The organism is Glutamicibacter arilaitensis Re117, from assembly GCF_000197735.1.
Taxonomy (GTDB): domain Bacteria; phylum Actinomycetota; class Actinomycetes; order Actinomycetales; family Micrococcaceae; genus Glutamicibacter; species Glutamicibacter arilaitensis.
On record NC_014550.1, the window covers coordinates 625,691 to 644,997 of the forward strand.

Below are 19,307 nucleotides of genomic sequence, written 5' to 3' on the forward strand. Positions count from 1 at the left end.
TGCTCCAAGATGATTTCTCACCCATCCGCAGTTCCCATGGCGAGTTACCAAGGCCCACGGTCATTGTTCTCAAACGTTATGTACGACGCCCCCACAGGGACATGCTTCATGTCACCCGTAGGGGCGTTTTGCGTAGGGACGCCTTTACCTGCGCTTATTGCGGCAAATCCGCCAATACTATTGATCACGTCATTCCGCGAAGCAGGGGAGGGCAGAACACCTGGGAGAACTTGGTTGCTGCATGCCTGCACTGCAATAGCAGGAAGGCGGACAAGATGCTCTCGCAATTGGGCTGGCAATTACGTATCACCCCGCACCGTCCGAGAGTCGCCGGCCACCTCGTTTCGGGGTTGCAACATGTCGATGCAGCATGGAACGAGTACCTACACGCGAGCTAGAGACCAACGGTAAGCTGCGTGAATAGTTTGTTGCGACTTACGCCTTGGCTCGTGCAATGGCCAGGGGCAAGACATGGTCGCGCAATAGCGGGGCCAGATCGTCGCGCTCCAAGGCCTGCTGTGGATCAATCCACAGCAGCTCTTCCAATTCAGCCAACGGCGTGAGCGCCCCGTCGTAACGAGCGCTGTATAGCGACGCATGGATCAGGGTATCTGCTTCGTTGGCGGCTGGTCCTGTCCATTCACCATCGAAGTGCAGTTGCTCGGCCGTAAAATCGATGCCAAGTTCTTCACGAATTTCTCGAATGATAGTTTGTAACGCAGTTTCCCCGGTTTCTGGCTTCCCGCCGGGTTGCATGAACTTCGTTGTTCCACGTTTCCGAACCAGGAGTATTTCTCCTTGGTTGTTGATTAAACAGGCCGCTGAGATCGTCAAATTTTTCCTCACTAAAACACAATATCGCGTGTTTATACGAGTTAGAGATGGTAACGTGCTTAAATGGATCTCCAACGTTTTTAGTTCTAAGATGTCATGGTTATTTTACTCGCAGTAGCTAACCGAAACTTTGACTGACTATGGGAAACGTTGGAAATGAAAGATCGATCCATCAACTTTACAGATCAATGGAGCAATTTATGCGACGGGGTACAAATTTAGGACGCTTGGGAGACTTCAACCAAGCCGTAATTCTCGAGTCAATTCGACGGGCTGCAGAAGGAATTAGCCGCGTCGAACTGGCTGGTTCCACTGGTCTGTCTCCACAGACCATTTCCAACGTAGTCCGCCGCCTGCTGGATGATGGAATTGTCCGAGAAGACCGCACTATCGTTTCCGGCCCGGGAAAGCCTCGCACCGTTCTGGAACTTGAAGGCAACCGCCTCGTTTCTATCGGTATCCATCTTGACCCTAGCGTTCTCACCTTCGTCGCAATGAACCTGCGCGGTGAAGTTTTGCGCGAGCGTCGCATTGAAGTTCCCAACCTTGAAGTTGCTACCGAGACCGTACAGCTCATGGCTACCACGGTGAAGGAACTCATTGCTGAAATCCGCGTGCCAAAGAAGCATATCGTGGGTGTCGGCATCGCAGTTCCAGGTCCGGTAAACGTTGAAGAAGGCGTTGTGCTGAACCCGCCATTGCTCGACGGCTGGGCAGATGTTGAACTGGTGAACCCGCTGCGCAAGCTCTTGCGTCTGCAGGTCATCATCGAAAAGGACACCATTGCATCGGCAGTCGGTGAACTTTGGCAGGCCAAGGAAGAGAAGAATAACGACTTCGTCTTCGTCTACTGCGGTCACGGCTTCGGCGCTGGTCTAGTGCTCAACGGCGACGTCCACCACGGTTCGAGCAATAACGCCGGCGAAATCGGCCATTACTCAACGGGCTACAAGTCGGTGAAGTGCGAAGAATGCGGAGCGGATGACTGCCTCGCTGCCGGCACTTCGTACGAATTCATCGCGGCTCAGGCCAAGGAACGCGGACTGGAACTGCCAAGCTTTGAAATCGTCGGCCCAGAACAGCGCGCAGCGGGAATGAACCGCCTCTACGAGCTGGCTCATGAAGGCAACAAGGTCGCCAAGGACTTGGTCATCGAAGCAATGGTCAAGGTAGGCGAAGTAGCCGGCCAGCTAGCGAACTCGCTGGATGTCCGTGAAGTTGTCCTCGGAGGCCCGCAGTGGGACAAGGTCCGCGAACTGGTCGCTGACGAGGTCAACGATGCCATCGGTCGCCGCTTCGCTTTGCGTGGCGTGCATGAAATCGAGATGCGCACCTCCGAGCTCGGCTCCAATGTTGGTGCTATCGGTGGCGCCTGCGTCGTCATGGATGCTTCGCTGTCGCCGAAGGCGACCGCACTGCTGCTTCGATAAATTCAGCTCAAGATAAAATACAGAAGGGACGTTCCATCGGGAACGTCCCTTCTGTATTTATCCCTGTAACTACAAAATGAGCCTTGTTTCCAATCAACAGAATGGAAACAAGGCTTCAGTTGTGCCCCTGGCCGGAATCGAACCGACGGCCTACCCTTTAGGAGAGGGTCGCTCTATCCTACTGAGCTACAGGGGCTTGGGCGTGAAAACACCAACAACACTATCTTACTAGGATGTCAGGGTGTAATTCTCACGCCCTGGCTCAGTCGGTACCCTCGCGAATTGCAAGCATCTTTGCCTTGAGCGCGCGATTGGCGCGCACAGCGCCCAGGCCCAGAACCAGGCCAGCAGTAATAATGAACAATGCCCACCGGGTAGTGGTGAGAATCGACGCCAGTACGACGGCGCTTTCGCTCAGTTCTCCGGTGAACAGTGCATCAATAGCGAAGTTCTCCCAGATATCAATCGCGGCAAAGCCCAAGGGGGCAATCCAGGCCAACCATCGTGTCTGGCGGTTAGGAATCCAGTAGATGAATAGCAGCATGGAGAAAATAGCGGTAAACATTGGGAAGAGGAAGCCAGCGGTCTTGTGCAAGTAGTTGAGCTGTCCAACAGCGTCATCATCCATGGCGTTGCGCAGGGCCTCAATATCGCCAAGTGTGTACCCAAAAATCCGCTGATCAGGCATCGGCAAGGAACCACTGAGGTCTTGCATCTGAACCAAGGTCAGCAGGTGGTAATACACGAATAATGCAACACCGATGATCAAGCCCACCGAAATTAACAACATCGGGTTCGACTTGTTCTCGTGGGAGGTGCTTTGCACCTTGCCTGACCTCGCATTCGATTCAATCCGCTGATTTTGCAGCTGCTCGAATTGATTCGGCTTGCGATATTCCTTGCTTTTCCTGACCTTCTTTGCCATATCTTCTATTATGCCCGTCCGGCAGCGTCCGCTTTTCCCCACACACTGAAAAGTGTCCGGTGCTCCACGTAGACTGGCTACATCATGGATTTTCTTTTTGATGATTTTGCCCCGGACACCACACAGCAGGTCATGCCCAGCGCTGAAGAACTTTTAGTCGGTATGAACCCGCAGCAGGAAGAAGCCGTGCGCTATGCCGGTGGACCATTGCTGATTGTGGCAGGTGCCGGTTCTGGAAAAACTCGTGTGCTCACGCACCGCATTGCTTATCTCATGGCAACCGGTCGCGCTCGGCCACACGAAATTTTGGCGATCACCTTCACCAATAAAGCCGCAGCCGAGATGCGTGAGCGAGCCGCGGAACTCATTGGTGAGGATCAGGCGAAGAAGATGTGGATTTCTACTTTCCACTCCTCATGCGTGCGCATTTTGCGTCGTGAAGCTGCCACCATCGGCATGAAATCGAATTTCTCGATCTATGACTCCACTGACTCATTGCGACTGATTACCCTCGTGGCAAAGTCTTTGGAAATTGATCCGAAACGCTTCACCCCGAAGGCGATCGCGCATAAGATCTCGTCATTGAAAAATGAACTGATTGACGATGAGGACTATGCCTCAACAATCAATGCCAATGATCCATTTTCGCGAGCAGTCTCTGAGGTATACCGGGGCTATACTCGTCGCCTGCGGGCAGCGAACGCCATGGACTTTGATGACCTGATTGGGCAAGTTGTCTACATGTTCCGCGCGTTCCCACGCGTGGCAGACAATTACCGCCGCCGTTTCCGCCATGTGCTCATTGACGAGTATCAGGACACCAACCATGCCCAATACTCCCTGGTGCGTGAGCTCACCGGGGTAGAAGGGGATACGACTCCTGGCGAATTGACCGTCGTGGGCGACTCGGATCAGTCGATTTACGCTTTCCGTGGTGCGGACATCCGCAACATCATCGACTTCGAAAAGGACTACCCGAACGCGGCCACCATCAAACTGGAACAGAACTACCGTTCCACGCAGACAATACTGTCGGCGGCAAATGAGGTCATCAAGCGAAACCCGGACCGCAACGATAAGAAGCTGTGGACTGCCAGCGGCGACGGTGAGAAGATCACTGGCTACGTTGGAGAATCCGAGTCGGATGAAGCTCGCTGGATTGCTGAAGAAATCTTGCGCTTGAATGACGACGACGAAGTCCGCCCCGGTGACGTAGCGATCTTCTACCGCACTAACGCTCAATCGCGTGCGCTGGAAGAACAGCTGATGCGTGTGGATCTGAAGTACCGGGTTGTTGGCGGAACCCGCTTCTATGACCGCAAGGAAATCAAGGACGCATTGGCCTACCTGCGCGCCTTGGTGAACCCTGATGATGACATCAACGTTCGCCGCATTCTTAATGAACCCAAGCGCGGCATCGGAGACCGAGCCGAAGGTGCTGTGGCTGCCTTGGCTGAACGTGACCGCATCTCCTTTATGGACGCATTGCGGCGGTCGGATGAAGCACCGGGCCTAGGCACCCGAGGCATCAAGATGACCGCGGCCTTCGTTTCGATGATGGATGACCTGAAGACCGTAGCTGAAGGCTCTGGTCCTGCGGAGGCTCTTGAGGCCGTTCTGGAACAGACCGGATACTTGGAGACTCTTCGGCTCTCCTCGGATCCGCAGGACGAGTCGCGTGTGGAGAACCTTGCTGAATTGGTCGCTGTGGTCCGCGATTATGTCAATGACGAGCCAGAAGGTGGTCTTGAAGGATTCCTGGAGCGCGTTGCGCTGGTGGCAGATGCCGACCAAATTCCAGAGGCTCCGAGTGACGACGAGGGCGCGGCCATGGCTGCCCAAGAAGGCGTGGTCACTTTGATGACCCTGCATACGGCCAAGGGTTTGGAATTCCCCGTAGTCTTCCTGACTGGCATGGAGCATGGGGTCTTCCCGCACCAGCGGTCGATGACCGACGAGAAGGAACTGGCCGAAGAGCGCCGCTTGGCCTATGTTGGCCTGACCCGCGCGCGCGAACGCCTGTATCTGACCCGTGCCGAGCAGCGCAGCCTCTGGGGACAGGCCCAGTACAACCCTGCGAGCCAGTTCTTGGAAGAAGTCCCAAGCGAGCTGATCGATTGGAAGCGTGAAGGATCTGGCGGCGGAATGGGCTTCGGCTTCGGCAACACAGCGGTGAATTTCGCCACGAGCAGATACGAACGTGGCAGCCACTGGGGTGCTGGTTCAGGTACGGTGCAGCCCACTCGCGGACATAACGCTGCTCCGATTTCCAAGAAACGAGTTGTGCAGAACAAGGACATAACAATCCCCGAAGTTGGGCAAAACGTTAAGCATTCCTCGTTTGGCTTGGGCACTGTTATTGCTTTAGAGGGTGCAGGTGACAAGACTGTTGCCAAGGTGCAGTTCCCGGACTCTGAGAAGAGGCTGTTGCTGCGTTATGCACCGCTAGAAATCGTGGACTAGATAACAGACTTTTAGTGTTTTCTAGGTCACATCTTGATGGTTTCCGGCAGTCTTCGCGAGTTTCTCTACACGCTGTAAAAGTGGGAAGTTTGCGAAAGTCGGGATAGTCTGAGAGGTGCGCACGGGCTACGGCGCCTAACGACGTCCCGATAGTTGCGGTGCGCTCTCTTTGGCATGGCATGGATTTCGGTCTGTGGCCGTGTCGCGAGTCAGCATGAACTTCGAACGAAGGACACAAACCCGTGGACCTGTATGAGTACCAGGCGCGCGATCTATTCGAGGCACACGGCGTTCCCGTGCTTGCCGGTATCGTCGCTTACACCCCGGAAGAAGCCAAAGCCGCAGCCGAGAAGATCGGCGGCGTTGTTGTAGTTAAGGCACAGGTCAAGGTTGGCGGCCGTGGCAAGGCTGGCGGCGTCAAGGTTGCTAAGACCGCTGACGAAGCTTTCGAGCACGCTTCCAACATCCTCGGTATGGACATCAAGGGCCACACCGTAAACAAGGTCATGATCGCTCAGGGTGCCGACATTGCTGAGGAGTTCTACTTCTCGGTACTGCTGGACCGTGCAAACCGTAACTACCTGGCCATGTGCTCGGTAGAAGGTGGCATGGAGATCGAGGTGCTCGCAGTTGAGCGCCCGGACGCCCTGGCAAAGGTTGCAGTCGACCCAATCGTTGGCATCGATGCCGCGAAGGCCGCTGAAATCGTTGAGGCGGCTAACTTCCCTGAAGAACTGCGTGCCAAGGTTGCAGAAACCATCCAGAAGCTCTGGGTTGTATTCAAGGAAGAAGACGCCACCCTCGTCGAGGTCAACCCACTGGTGAAGACCGGTGCCGGTGACATCGTTGCGTTGGACGGCAAGGTTTCCCTGGATGACAACGCATCTGAGGTTCGCCACCCAGCTCACGAAGAGCTCGAGGACAAGGGCGCAGCCGATCCCCTGGAAGCAAAGGCAAAGGCCGCTGGCCTGAACTACGTCAAGCTGGACGGCGAAGTGGGCATCATCGGTAACGGTGCTGGCCTGGTCATGTCGACCCTGGACGTTGTTGCCTACGCTGGCGAGAACCACGGTTCGGTCAAGCCTGCTAACTTCCTTGACATTGGTGGTGGCGCATCGGCTGAGGTCATGGCTAACGGCCTTGACGTCATCCTGAATGACCCACAGGTCAAGTCGGTCTTCGTCAACGTCTTCGGTGGCATCACCGCATGTGACGCTGTTGCAAACGGCATCGTTGGCGCGCTGAACACCCTGGGTGATGCAGCGAACAAGCCACTGGTTGTCCGCCTGGACGGCAACAACGTTGAAGAGGGTCGCGCCATCTTGGCCCAGGCCAACCACCCGTTGGTAACCCTGGCAGCAACCATGGATGAGGGCGCCGACAAGGCTGCCGAGCTCGCCAACGCAGCGAAGTAAGAGGGATAAGCGAACAATGAGCATTTACCTGAACAAGGACTCCAAGGTCATCGTCCAGGGCATCACCGGCGGCGAAGGCACCAAGCACACCGCCCTGATGCTCAAGGCTGGCACCAACATTGTTGGCGGCGTTAACGCCCGCAAGGCCGGCACCACCGTGACCCACGGTGAGCAGGACATCAAGGTTTACGGCACCGTGGCTGAGGCCAAGGCCGAGACCGGCGCTGACGTATCGATCGTCTTCGTGCCACCTAAGTTCACCAAGGACGCAGTCGTTGAGGCTATCGAGGCTGAAGTTGGCCTCGTTGTAGTCATCACCGAAGGTGTTCCAGTACAGGACTCCGCTGAGTTCTGGGCTCTGGCACAGTCGAAGGTTGACGCCGACGGCAACCAGATCACCCGCATCATCGGCCCTAACTGCCCAGGCATCATCACCCCAGGTGAAGCACTGGTTGGTATCACCCCGAACAACATCACCGGCAAGGGCCCAATCGGCTTGGTTTCCAAGTCCGGTACCCTGACCTACCAGATGATGTACGAACTGCGCGATCTGGGCTTCTCGACCGCAATCGGCATCGGCGGTGACCCAGTCATCGGCACCACCCACATTGATGCACTGGCTGCTTTCGAAGCTGACCCAGAGACCAAGGCCATCGTCATGATCGGTGAAATCGGTGGCGACGCTGAAGAGCGCGCAGCTGATTACATCAAAGCCAACGTCACCAAGCCAGTAGTTGGCTACGTGGCTGGCTTCACCGCTCCTGAAGGCAAGACCATGGGCCACGCAGGCGCCATCGTTTCCGGCTCGGCTGGCACCGCCCAGGCCAAGAAGGAAGCACTGGAAGCTGCAGGCGTCAAGGTAGGCAAGACTCCTTCGGAGACTGCCGTCTTGCTGCGCGAAGTTTTCGCAGCTCTCTAAGCTGTCGCTGAACTGAAGCTGATAACCGGAAATATTTTCCGGGAATGAACGGCCGCCGTTTTTCCTGAACCATCAGGAGAAATGGCGGTCGTTTCGCTTTTAATAGGAATCTACTAGTCAAGCCGTCGCTGGACTAATATGATGATTGGAATAATTGAGTTCTAGGACTTAAAGAGAAGGATTGCAGACGATGCGCGGAAGCTACTGGGCGGCGTTTGCGTGCCTATCTCTGGCATTGACTTCTTGTACAAGCCCAGGATCCAGTAAAAGTGAAGGGCCATTGCCTTTGAACCCTGATTCAGCAAGTTCTTGCGATCGTCCGTACATTGCCAGCGAGGGCGAACTGCGTGGTGCACCGCAACTGCTCCGAGTCGACCAGTTCTATGACCAGGACATGCGCCATACTTTGGTGGACGCATCTGTTGGCTCCTCTGTCACCTTCAGTCCTCGTCCTGACTGGAACAATGTCAATGAAGTGCTCACGGCGGCCGGCGCCGTCTCCGAAACCACTGTCGTAGAACGGCCCTATGATGCAAGCGAAGGGCTGGAATCGTTGATCAGAAGCTCCGAGCAGTCTGCGGGGCTCGTGGGATACGCGGCAGCGCGCCCGGTGACCTACACATATAGCGTTCAATGCCTCAACGATCAGCAAAACGACTATAGGCTCGTTTTCGATACTTGGTCCGAGACTGAATTCGGAATTCTTGACTGCGAGCTGAGGCTAGATGCGAAGGCGCAATGGGCTGCACAAGCAACCTACGATTCCTACTGCCAAGCCTCATAGCCCTTTAGCCGGGTGAAACGATAGTGGGGCCAGTTCCGCTTGGAACCGGCCCCACCATCGCTCACAACCCCATTGAGAGGCTATCTAGCCTAGGACTGAGCAGCCTTGGCGTCTGCAATCTCCTGCTGATAGTTCTCTTCGAGCGCAGGAACCTGCTCAAAGAGTTCTTCAACATCAAGGTCCGGGTTCTCTTCCTGAGTTTCAACCAGCTCGATCGCTTCAGCTTCGGAGGCTACCGACGGCAACGAGCCAGGTAGCGGCTTGCGAGCAGATTCACGCAGGTAGCAGACAGCAATGAAACCTGCGACCGAAGTGCCCATGACCCAGAAGGCGGGGGCCAGCGAGGACTTGGTCATGGTGACCAGCGCTTGCATGATGAACGGTGCGAAGCCGCCGAAGATGGCGACGGCAAAGTTGTACGAGATGCCCATGCCGCCGTACCGCGAGGCGGTCGGGAACAGCGCAGGCAACGACGAAGCGAGGTTGGCAACGTAGAAAGTCACTGGGACGGCCAGCAGTGCAAGGCCCGCAAGGGTGGACCAGATCTGGCCATGCATCATGAGCAAGAATGCGGGAACGGCCAAGACTACGGACGAAATCGAACCAATGAACAGGACCTTGCGGCGGCCCACGCTATCGGAGAGCTTGCCAGCCAGCGGGATGCACAAGGACATTCCCACCAAGATCGGCAGAGTCAGCAAGTTGCCGTGGACCGGATCGTATTCCAGCGTCTCGGTCAGGTAGGTAGGCATGTAGCTGGTGAGCGCGTAGCCAGCGGTATTGGCGGCCGAAACGAGCACGAAGCCGGTAAGCAGCTCGCGCCAGTACGACTTCACCAAGTCGATGACGCCCTTCGGCGCATCGGCAGAGTTCCTTGCGTCTTCGCTCGCGCGATTGGCCGCTTCCTGAGCTTCCTTGAAGGCAGGGGTGTCCTCGATTTTCGAACGGAACCACAAGGCAATGACACCCAGTGGAAGGGCAACCAGGAATGGAATGCGCCAGGCAAACCCTTCCATGACATCTGCGCTCAGCGTCAGCTGGAGGATGGAAACGAAAGCAGCACCGAGAGCGAAGCCCATGTAGGAGCCGAGGTCCAGCAGCGAGGCATAGAAGCCACGGCGCTTATCTGGAGCGTATTCGGTGATGAAGGTAGTTGCTCCGGCGTACTCGCCGCCGGTGGAGAAGCCCTGAACCAGCTTCAGTGCGACCAAGAGAATTGGCGCTGCCACACCCCATGTCGAGTAATCCGGAAGGATGCCGATGCCGAACGTGGCCAAGGCCATCATGAGCAGGGTGAACACCAAGATTTTCTGGCGTCCTACGCGGTCACCCAGCTGGCCTAGTATTACGCCGCCAAGCGGGCGGGCAACGAACGTCACGGCAAAGACGCCGAGGCTGAAGAGGGTTTGAATTGCCGGCTCGACTGTGTCGGGCATGAAGAGCTTGCCGATGATCACTGCCAGGTAGCCGTAGACGCCGACGTCGTACCATTCCATCAAGTTGCCAACGACGGTACCGCCGATAGCTTTCTTGAGCATCGAATCGTCGACAACGGTAACGTCTTCTACCTTCAAGCGGCGTTTTCGCAGGAACCGCTGCTTCCGTGAGTTTCTTGCTTCCATAGTTTCACTCCTCATATCTTTCTTGATCTTGTCGCAGTGCCAGCGACCGTCTTCATCCGCATAGTGAGGAGCAAAATCGCTGCTCTTTGAAGCTGGTTGCGGCCGCCATGTGACTCATCGAAATCGATAGATTTCTACTCAAGAATCCGGTGAAAAACCTGCTTCGAGCGACGAAACGCTTAAGCGAACAATCATTAAGTTTACCAAAAATCGCATTAATGACCTGATCGAAGGGCACTCCTGAGCCGAGGGAACACCAGTGATGACAGTGGAATTGGTGTTGGGGTGAGTGCCGAATACCCACGTAAGCATGGGGTAATCGAGCAATTGGCGACGGCTCGGTCAGATACGGGCAAAAAGTTGAAACTGTGGCCAAGGACTCGAAAGATCAGAGGCCGAAATTTGGCGGTTCTTGGCGAAAACCGCCCATCCTAGAGAAGAATTCCAGGGGTAGAAATTGTTGCCAGAGACCACCATAAGGCGGTGTGCTGAACGGCTGTCTTGAACGCCGTGTGCCGAGGGTACAAAAATGCCCCAAAGCTGCCGGTGGGCAACTTGGGGCATGTAGTTGAAGAGTGCTAGCCGCGTAGGCCGACTGCAGCTTCAGTATCGACTCGTAGGAATGAAGAGCCGATAGCAGCGAAAGCGCCTGGAATCAGTAGCATTCGGTGCTTTGGGTTGTAGAAAATCTCTTCGAGCGGAGAGGCTAAAACTCTGCGAATCTTTTCCAAGAGCCGGTCGTTTTCCAAGGACAGGCTTTCCTGCTCGGTTTGAATCACCACACGATCTTTATCGATACTCACCGATGCGCTCATCCAGTCATCATCGGGGGTACTGAGAGTCTCCGATTTAATCAGGGACACGGTTATTACCGCCTTTGTCGTTCGTATCGCCCTGACGAGGATCCGCCTGGGCTACTGTCCGACAAGCACACCAAGTGTGGCGTAGCGCACATCGTCGGACATTTTGAATATACAGGGTATTACTGGAAGATGCCTGCTAAAACAACAGATTTAATCAACCTGTTACTCAAGCAATCCTCGGATATCTTGGGCGGTCAGAGCCTTGGAGAATCCGTCCGCCTCATCCATGACGGTAGAGATCAGCTTGCGTTTGCTCTCCTGCAAGGCCACGACCTTCTCCTCAATGGTGCCCTGCGAAATCATGCGGTACACCATGACCTGGCGGGTCTGGCCAATACGGTGCGTACGGTCAATCGCCTGGGCTTCCACTGCTGGGTTCCACCAAGGGTCAAGCAAGAAGCAGTAGTCGGCCTCGGTAAGGTTCAGCCCGAAACCACCAGCCTTCAGCGAGATCAGGAACAGCGGTGCTTCGCCTTCCTTGAACTGCTCGATGACCTTTGCGCGGTTGCGGGTGTTTCCATCCAGGTACACGAACTTCACGCCGCGTTCGGTCAGCTTGTCGGCCAGCACCTTCAGGTATGAAGTGAACTGGCTGAAGATCAGCGCGCGGTGTCCTTCGCCGACCACATCATCGAGCTGGTCGAAGAGTGCTTCAAGCTTTGAACCGGTGACATCTGAGAGTTCTGGATCCACCAAGGAAGGTTCCAAGGCCAGCATGCGCAGGTGCGTCAAGGACTGGAAAATAGTGAATCGATTGCGATCCAAGTCCTCAACCAAGTGCAAGATTTTCTGGCGTTCACGGTTCAGATGCGTGTCGTAGACGTGCTGATGCTCTTCGGACAGGCGCACCAGTACTTGCTGCTCCTGCTTGGCTGGAAGGTCCAGGACCACAGATTCCTTGGTGCGGCGAAGCATGAATGGCTTGATCCGACGCTGCAGCAGGGCAAGGACATCGCGGTCGCCCAGGACCTCGATTGGTCGAGCGAACTGGCGATTGAAACGTGTGGTGTTCAAGAACAACGCTGGTGCCACAAGCGAGAGCAGTGCACCAAGCTCGGAGAGGTTATTCTCCATCGGCGTACCGGTGACAGCCAGCTTGAAGTTGGTTTGCAAATTGACAGCGGTACGGTGTGCCTTGGTGGACTTGTTCTTGACGAACTGAGCCTCATCGAGGATCAAGCCGGCAAAGCGCTGCGCCTCGTAAATCTCGTCATTCAGGCGCAGCAGGGTGTAGGTAGTAAGAATGACATCGTAATTCTCGGCTAGCTCCTGCAGCTTTCGCGCTGAAGGCAAAGTACCTTCGACGCTGACAACCCGCAGCGACGGTGCGAACTTGTTGATTTCCATTTCCCAGTTGGAAACAACCGAGCTCGGGGCAACCACTAGGAACGGCAACTGGGTGCGCTGCGTCGCAGGCAGCTGGGCGCAGGCCTGCGGGTCAGCCCAGAGCTTGTGGGCATGCAGGATCAGGGCGATCGTCTGCAAGGTCTTACCCAAGCCCATGTCATCGGCGAGGATGCCGCCAAAACCGCCTTCATACAGACGGGAGAGCCAATGGAATCCCTCAACCTGATAAGGGCGCAACTGGGCGTTGAGCGTATCGGGCACTTCAGCATGGTGCGCTTCGGCGACTTTGAGCAGCGAGCGCATGCGTGCGATAAACAGATCGGCACCATCGATGCCTTCGGCCATCTCATCAAGCTCTTCAAACAACGAGATCTGGAAGACCGTCAGCTTCAGGTCTCCCTCCTTCGGCTTGTCATTCATTGCCTGAGCTTCGTCCACTAGCGCTTTGAGCTTGGCGAACATCGGGTGATTCAATGAGAACCAGGTGTTATCAGGCAAGCGAAGCTTCATCCGGCCATTGCTCATGGCCTCGACAATCTGCGCAAAGGGAACTTCATGGTTGCCCACGGTGATCAACAGGCCAAGATCCAGCCAGTCGGTGCGTTCGTGGTTCACGGCGTTGATCTTCAGCTGGGGCAGCTCCCGCAGCTGGCGGAAAGTTGGACGCGACCCCTTCTCAAGCAGCTTGATCCCTGGAAGCTGTTCCAGTTCGGGCAGGATTTCAGTGACGAAATCTATGGTGTCATCGCGGGCATAGAACTTTGGCGACAGGCTGGGATTGCCGCCTTCTTCATGAGCTTCGAAGACTTCATGCACAGCGCTTCGAAGCAGTTCCTCGGCCTCGAAGTCGTATACCTCTTGATCGCTGGGAATACCCGGATAGCGGATCTCGAAGTCGACCGATGCGGTGTCGTTAGGTTCATCCTTCTCGTTGAACTCCCGCTTGTACGCCACGGTGACCTGAACGTACGGAGGGTTCAGAACCGGCAGCTCCAGCTCTTCGCTCGTGCTTCTCAGCTCGAAACGCCGAGCCAAACGAGGGTAGGAGGACTCGAAGAAATTGTTGATCTCAGACTTTGGCACGGTAACTGGCCTGCGGTCAACGTACCAACGCCGATGCGCGTCAGGGATCGGCTCGAGACTTGGTGCAAGCCAAATTTCATCAGGCTGGGCCAGCTGAGCGTAGAAGCCATGCTCGGCAATGACACCGCTTGGAGCCTCAGGTTCAAGGACCAGATCCTGATTGGCAATGTGCAGGACTCCGTCCAACTGCAGGTGCTGTTCGTTCAACGAAGCACGCATGCTGAAGCTGGCTGGATCAACGATGCGCACGCGCTGCTCATTGCGGGTGGTGATCAGCGGGATGCCCAGCTCATCGGCCTGTTCGAGCAGTGGCCAGAGCAGGTCAGAGGCGTACTCATCCAAAAACAGCCAGTCTTCATCGACTTTGAACTGCAACTGGGTATCGCTGCGGGCCATCGAGGCAAAACGGGTAAACCAGTGGTGCTGGGCACGCAGCAAGTTCCAGCCGTAGGTCTTGAAGCCTAAGGTCGTCCAGCGAAGCTGGCCGCGAACCCAACGGCCCTCGGTATTGCGCACCATCGGGCGAACACCCAAGCGGAAACGCTTATTGCGGGTCGGGTGGGGGATGGTGCCAGTTGGCATCCACTGTTGCTGCTGGGTGGTGTCCTTTGAATCAAAGAGCAGGAACTGAAGGGCCATCGGCACCACAGCATCGTGCTGGGAACCGAGCAACCCGTCGGCAGGACCAGGTTCGGATTCTTCAAACCAGGAATCTATTTGTTGGGACCAAACGGTGTTCAGCTTTTCTTCCTGAGCCGGCAAAGTTCGCGGTTGTGAAGCGATCTTGTTGGAGATGATGGCCAGTGCGGCGATATGCGAGCAGATGCCAGGCGCGTCGCAGGTGCACTCGCAGGAATCGATCTTCCACTCTTCGTTGTCCAAGCGCACTTGAATCATCGGAGCGTACTCTTCACCGGACTCGGTGACGGTACCTTCGATTTGTTGGGCGTCTTCGTCGAATTCCACGTCAACCACGGAATTTTCTTCTGCAGCCAGGGTCTTTCCGTAGAAGAAAGGCGCGTTGCCCAGAAAAGCCAGTAAATGGCGGGCATCAATGGTTGGTGGAACAGATTCACTCATCCTCTCATCGTTTCACGTTCAGGGCCGTGGTGAAAGTTGAAGAGCTTTTCTGTGAATAATCACTATCTGTGACGTAGCGTGTAGCTATGTCCCAAGTGTGGCCCTACCTTCCAGCACGAGCGGTGAACATAACATCGCTCGTTGAGTTCGATCGGCTTGCAGCCGAGGCGTTGGCATCTCACCGCGCCCGCGGGAAAAATTGGCGCGTGCACCGCGTTGATCTGCGCGAACGGGATACCGTGCTCAAATCCCTGGACCTTTCCGAAGCACTGTTCATTGATTGCCAATATTCCTCCCAAGGCCAGCAGATCGTGCAAGCCACCGGCGGTCTATGCATGAGTTCGGGGTCCGAGCTGCCCTTTGAAACTGGTGCCCGGGATTTGTATTCAGCCGATGAGCTGTACTCGGGAATTCGGACCCAGACCTACGAACATGTGCCTGATGCGAAGATCTACGCGTACTCGCAACAGCATGTCGCGGTGAACGGCAATAGCGATGACAGTGCGCTGTCCAAGACGTTGCATGATCACCATATTGGCCAGGCGCTGGTCTCAGCGGTGTATGAAGGCATGTTCCAGGACACTCCGATCATCGGGGTGATGGGCGGCCACGCGATGAACCGCGGCACTGTCGAGTACGCGCGAGCTGTAGAGCTGGGGCGGATGATTACCCGGGCGGGCTATGCGGTGGCTACCGGCGGTGGGCCTGGCGCAATGGAAGCGGCCAATGCTGGAGCGTGGTTGGCTGACTATGAACCAGAGGACATCACTACGGCGTTGCGGATGCTGGCCGAGGCGCCGGATGCGATCCACCAGCGTACCGGTTGGGCAAGAACTGCGTTGATGGTCAAAGAACGCTTCCCCAGCCAGCGCCAGTCCCTTGGCGTGCCGACCTGGTTTTACGGTCATGAGCCGCCGAACCTGTTCGCCACCGGGATTGCCAAGTTCTTCACCAATTCCATTCGCGAAGCTATTTTGCTGGAGCAATCCAATGGAGGGCTGGTTGTCCTGCCGGGGGCCGCTGGCACGGTGCAGGAAATCTTCCAGGACGCCTGCGAAAACTATTACGCCACTGGGGCCCGAGTGGTGCCGATGGTGCTCATTGGCAAGGACTACTGGACCAAGGACCTGCCGGCGTGGCCGTTGCTGCAAGCACTGGCCAAGGAGCGGGTCATGGAGCAGAAGATCGCGCTAGTGGATACGGCCGAAGAAGCCATGGCGTTCATCGAATCCATGACGACGCTGCGCCGGCGCACCCGGCATCCACAGGGCAGCTGAATCAGGCATGGAAAATGCCGGTACAGGCGAAGCTGTACCGGCATGCGCAAGGTGTCGGGCCGCTAGCTGACGCTGACGTCGAAGATCAGGCCCAAGCAATAGGTGACGGCAGCCGCTCCCCAGCCGATGGCCAGCTGGCGCAGGCCTCGTTTGAATGGGGACGCGCCGGAGAGCAAGCCGACGATGCCGCCGGTAATCATCAAGGCGATGCCAACCAGCACCACGGAGATGATGACTGCGCTCAGGCCGGATAGGCCGAAGATATAAGGCAGGATCGGCACAATAGCGCCGGACGCAAAAAGGAAGAACGAGGTAGTGGCCGCTCCGGTCGCCGATCCCAGCTCTTCATGTTCTTTTTCAAGTTCTGCGCTGCGGCCTTCTGGGTTCAACGAGAAGCCGGGATTGCAGTCACAGGTGAACATGCCCATGCGTTCGGCCGCACGGTGCTCGGCATCCTCATCGCTCATTCCTCGGGCCTTGTAGATCAGCAGCAGCTCGTTGGCATCGAGGTCCAGGTTCGGGGCTGCAGTGAGCGTGACCTGGGTTGGGCGCGAAGCGGTCAGCAGCTCGCGCTGGGAACGTACTGAGACGTATTCGCCAGCGGCCATGGACAGCGCACCGGCCAGCAAACCAGCAACGCCGGAGAACAGCACGAAGGTTGCCGAGACACCGGTGGCGCCGATACCCATGATCAGCGCCAGGTTGGAAACCAGCCCATCGTTGGCACCGAAGACCGCGGCGCGGAAGTTGCCTGAAAGACGTGCGCGGCCAGCGGTAGCCAGCGCACGGACTACTTCCTCGTGGACCTGTTCGTCGGCTGCCATCTGTGCGGTGGCATCCTTGTCATCACGGTAGGGGGAGCTGCTTTCCGAGCGCTGGGCCATGGCCAGCACGAACACCGAGCCCAAGTGCAGTGCCAGGAAACGCAGCATGGTGCGGCGCAAGGATGGACGAACGTCTTTGACGTGTCCGCCGAGCTTGGTCCGCCAGTGTTCTTCGTGGCGTGTTTCGGCTTCGGCCAGGCCTAAGAGGATCTGCCGTTCCTGCCCGGTTTTCTTCTCCGCGAGGGCACGGTAGATGGCCCCTTCGGCGATTTCGTCGGCGAGGTATTGCCGCCATCGCTTAATCTGAGTTTTGCTTGGTTCGCTTGCTGAGTGCTGTGACATCGTGAAGATGACTCTCCTAGTACATGGAGTTTCCCAATGAAACCCGTGGGTCGGATCAGCTACCCAGTTTAGTCAGGGCTCCGTTGCTTGGGAATTTGGCAAGGCTAAAAGCAAATTTCTTGCCTGCAGGATCTGCGATTGCTGGCACTACGAGCAGCAAATTTGATGTTTCCGGGTCGAAGATCGGCCGTCTCACGCCCCGGGCAAGGAGTCGTTCAAGCCGCAGCGGATCCGCTACATATCGGATATGCCAGTGGCCTTCGGCTTTGAACTGCACCTGTCCGGTCTGGCGGTCGATGATTGGCAGGATTGGATACGTCATGGGGCTGCATCTCTCTGGCGAGCTCTTGCCCGTGCAACTGTTGATGCGCGGACCGCTTCCTCATCCGAACCACCCATGAACTTGGGGTTGGTGTGCGGCCAGTCGGAGCTTGGCGCCGCATCTCGTGAAGCAACAATTCTGATGCTACTGCCGGGGTGGGGACTTGAAGAAGTCATGGGGCGAAATATGACTGCCGCTTCGCTGCTGGAACCAGATGCAGTCGGCACACCAGGCCATCGAGCTGTTCACGACTCATAGGCAGTTCCCTAGGCATCTTCGGTGGGGTGAACGGGGCAGAATGAATGCCGATAGAGATCACCGCGTGTTTACCATTGGTAAACTTGCTCCGCAGGCCTTGAAACCGAAATGGATTGGGCTTTGCCGCTATGAGAATCGTCGATGGAGCCAAACGATGAAAACCTTGCCAGTTGAACCAACCGGTGCAGCGATCAATATTGGCGCGCGGCTGCGCGGGGTGCGCCAAACCCAGCGCATGACCATTGACCAAGTCGCCGAGCTTTCGGGACTGACCAAGGGCTTCCTCTCACGCGTCGAGCGCGACCTGACCAGCCCGTCGGTCTCGACCCTCTTGCGGCTGTGCGAAGTACTGAGCATTGAAGTCGGTACGCTCTTTGAAGTTCCGGAAACCAAACTTGTGCGACTGGAGCAGGCTCCTCGCGTTTCCCTCGGCGGTGATGGCATCACGGAGCAGCTGGTTACGCCTCGCAGCGAAAAGCGGGTGCAGATGATCCGTGCCGAGATCGCGCCGAAGGGCACCGGCGAAGCGGAACTGTATTCGGTGGATTGCGAGCTGGAAGTGCTGCATGTGATTGGCGGCAGGTTCGTGCTCGTATTACCTGATCAACGAGTGGAACTCGAAGCTGGCGACACTATAACTTTCCCCGGCCGTGAGCCGCACAGCTGGGAGAACGAGTCCGACCAGACCGCCGTGGTTACCTGGACGCTGATTCTCTAGTTGTCCGTCTCCAGCTTCTGTTCTGGAGGTGGGACAGTCCCTGCGCAGCCTTGCGTTGGCTGGTGGGCCGGCAAACCGCGTATTCTAGAAGCATTGCGTTGATTTGGGCGCTGGGATCGATAAGTGATGGGAGAGGTGTGAAAACACGGGAACCGACCACAACGCATGACCAATTGCGCAGCATCAGCTGGTGGGCTTCGATACTTTTCGGTGTCCTTGTCGGCACCACCCTGACCTGGATCCGCACCCAGCGCAATTTCTTTTTCATCGGCGCTGCGATTCTGGCGATCGTGATCGTGACCATCGGGGTGCGCACGATTCGCCGCCGCGCACGCTTCCCACTGATGGCCCAAGCGCATACCTCGTGGGTCTATATGTTGTGGACCGGGGTCTTGCTGATCTTGGCTGGACCAGTTCAGCTGGTGTACGTAGCCGATGATCTTTCTGAACTGACTATCAAGTCACTGATCATGTCCGCAGGTTTTTGCCTAGGTATCCATGAGGTCGATCGTGCGCTGGTTAAAGCCAGCAAGAAGCACTCTGACGAGAGCTGATCATCTTCATTGGGCGAAATAGCCTGAAATATAGTCAAAACTCCAAGACTTTGGCACCACGCGCTGGAAGTGCTTGCCCAGCAGAATCGTAGTTCTGCCAGCTGAACGCCAAGAACATAGTTGAAGCGAACGCCGCCACCCAATCCCGGGTGGCGGCGTTCTACATTTCTCCTGGATTCTTGTGGCGGAGGAAGCCTGATCTTGACGTGATCCAGCAGACAAAATAGCATAATAGAAAACTGAAGTT

16 protein-coding genes, 1 tRNA gene and 1 riboswitch are annotated in these 19,307 nt (G+C 56.4%); of the genes, 9 read left to right on the plus strand and 8 right to left on the minus strand.

Translation table 11 applies throughout. From position 1 onward, the window contains the following. Positions 1–101: 101 nt before the first annotated feature. Entirely contained in the window at positions 102–398 is a 297-nt protein-coding gene (locus AARI_RS20395) for an HNH endonuclease (protein ID WP_396231223.1), read from the plus strand. A 37-nt stretch (positions 399–435) separates the two neighbouring features. On the opposite strand, the gene AARI_RS03345 is transcribed toward AARI_RS20395, so the two are convergent. Then, complete coding sequence (locus AARI_RS03345; protein ID WP_226910898.1) at positions 436–834, minus strand: NUDIX hydrolase; 399 nt, start codon at positions 832–834, stop codon at positions 436–438. A gap of 200 nt (positions 835–1,034) precedes the next feature. Here AARI_RS03345 and AARI_RS03350 point away from each other — a divergent pair, with 200 nt between their 5' ends. Next, positions 1,035–2,264, plus strand: a complete 1,230-nt coding sequence (locus AARI_RS03350; RefSeq protein ID WP_013347945.1) for an ROK family transcriptional regulator — start codon at positions 1,035–1,037, stop codon at positions 2,262–2,264. Between the two features lie 122 nt (positions 2,265–2,386). On the opposite strand, the gene AARI_RS03355 is transcribed toward AARI_RS03350, so the two are convergent. Both AARI_RS03355 and AARI_RS03360 read right to left on the minus strand, forming a co-directional pair. Then, positions 2,387–2,460: transfer RNA gene (locus AARI_RS03355), tRNA-Arg, on the minus strand. A 66-nt stretch (positions 2,461–2,526) separates the two neighbouring features. After that, positions 2,527–3,189: a hypothetical protein gene (locus tag AARI_RS03360; protein WP_013347946.1), complete on the minus strand. Its 663-nt coding sequence runs from the start codon at positions 3,187–3,189 to the stop codon at positions 2,527–2,529. An 84-nt stretch (positions 3,190–3,273) separates the two neighbouring features. Between AARI_RS03360 and pcrA the strand changes: the two genes are divergently transcribed. The 4 genes from pcrA (at position 3,274) to AARI_RS03380 (ending at position 8,770) form a co-directional block, all read left to right on the plus strand. Next, positions 3,274–5,652, plus strand: coding sequence for a DNA helicase PcrA (gene pcrA / locus AARI_RS03365; RefSeq protein WP_013347947.1), 2,379 nt, complete (start codon positions 3,274–3,276; stop codon positions 5,650–5,652). 242 nt (positions 5,653–5,894) lie between these two features. After that, entirely contained in the window at positions 5,895–7,067 is a 1,173-nt protein-coding gene (gene sucC, locus AARI_RS03370; RefSeq protein WP_013347948.1) for an ADP-forming succinate--CoA ligase subunit beta, read from the plus strand. Between the two features lie 16 nt (positions 7,068–7,083). Continuing rightward, the gene (gene sucD, locus AARI_RS03375) at positions 7,084–7,986 is read left to right on the plus strand and encodes a succinate--CoA ligase subunit alpha (protein ID WP_013347949.1); all 903 of its coding nucleotides are present in this window, start codon (positions 7,084–7,086) and stop codon (positions 7,984–7,986) included. A 280-nt stretch (positions 7,987–8,266) separates the two neighbouring features. Next, the gene (locus AARI_RS03380) at positions 8,267–8,770 is read left to right on the plus strand and encodes a hypothetical protein (RefSeq protein ID WP_013347950.1); all 504 of its coding nucleotides are present in this window, start codon (positions 8,267–8,269) and stop codon (positions 8,768–8,770) included. 89 nt (positions 8,771–8,859) lie between these two features. On the opposite strand, the gene AARI_RS03385 is transcribed toward AARI_RS03380, so the two are convergent. The 3 genes from AARI_RS03385 to AARI_RS03395 form a co-directional block, all read right to left on the minus strand. Further along, complete coding sequence (locus tag AARI_RS03385; RefSeq protein ID WP_013347951.1) at positions 8,860–10,392, minus strand: MFS transporter; 1,533 nt, start codon at positions 10,390–10,392, stop codon at positions 8,860–8,862. 578 nt (positions 10,393–10,970) lie between these two features. Continuing rightward, positions 10,971–11,207 carry a hypothetical protein gene (locus AARI_RS03390; RefSeq protein ID WP_102598477.1) on the minus strand — a complete coding sequence of 79 codons (237 nt, stop codon included), beginning with the start codon at positions 11,205–11,207 and terminating at the stop codon, positions 10,971–10,973. Between the two features lie 210 nt (positions 11,208–11,417). Beyond that, on the minus strand, positions 11,418–14,765 hold the full coding sequence (locus tag AARI_RS03395; RefSeq protein ID WP_013347953.1) for a DEAD/DEAH box helicase: 3,348 nt from the start codon (positions 14,763–14,765) through the stop codon (positions 11,418–11,420). 206 nt (positions 14,766–14,971) lie between these two features. On the opposite strand from AARI_RS03395, the gene AARI_RS03400 reads away from it, so the two are divergent. Further along, entirely contained in the window at positions 14,972–16,042 is a 1,071-nt protein-coding gene (locus AARI_RS03400) for an LOG family protein (protein ID WP_049862551.1), read from the plus strand. A 62-nt stretch (positions 16,043–16,104) separates the two neighbouring features. Here the strand turns inward: AARI_RS03400 and AARI_RS03405 are convergent, their stop codons facing one another. After that, on the minus strand, positions 16,105–17,208 hold the full coding sequence (locus AARI_RS03405; RefSeq protein ID WP_013347955.1) for a VIT1/CCC1 transporter family protein: 1,104 nt from the start codon (positions 17,206–17,208) through the stop codon (positions 16,105–16,107). A gap of 55 nt (positions 17,209–17,263) precedes the next feature. Further along, positions 17,264–17,530 (minus strand): hypothetical protein, encoded by a 267-nt coding sequence (locus AARI_RS03410; protein WP_013347956.1) that lies wholly within the window; start codon positions 17,528–17,530, stop codon positions 17,264–17,266. 16 nt (positions 17,531–17,546) lie between these two features. Beyond that, positions 17,547–17,660, minus strand: a riboswitch (SAM riboswitch). A 282-nt stretch (positions 17,661–17,942) separates the two neighbouring features. Between AARI_RS03410 and AARI_RS03415 the strand changes: the two genes are divergently transcribed. Both AARI_RS03415 and AARI_RS03420 read left to right on the plus strand, forming a co-directional pair. Beyond that, complete coding sequence (locus tag AARI_RS03415; protein WP_013347958.1) at positions 17,943–18,506, plus strand: cupin domain-containing protein; 564 nt, start codon at positions 17,943–17,945, stop codon at positions 18,504–18,506. 137 nt (positions 18,507–18,643) lie between these two features. After that, positions 18,644–19,060 carry a hypothetical protein gene (locus tag AARI_RS03420; RefSeq protein WP_013347959.1) on the plus strand — a complete coding sequence of 139 codons (417 nt, stop codon included), beginning with the start codon at positions 18,644–18,646 and terminating at the stop codon, positions 19,058–19,060. Positions 19,061–19,307 lie beyond the last annotated feature (247 nt).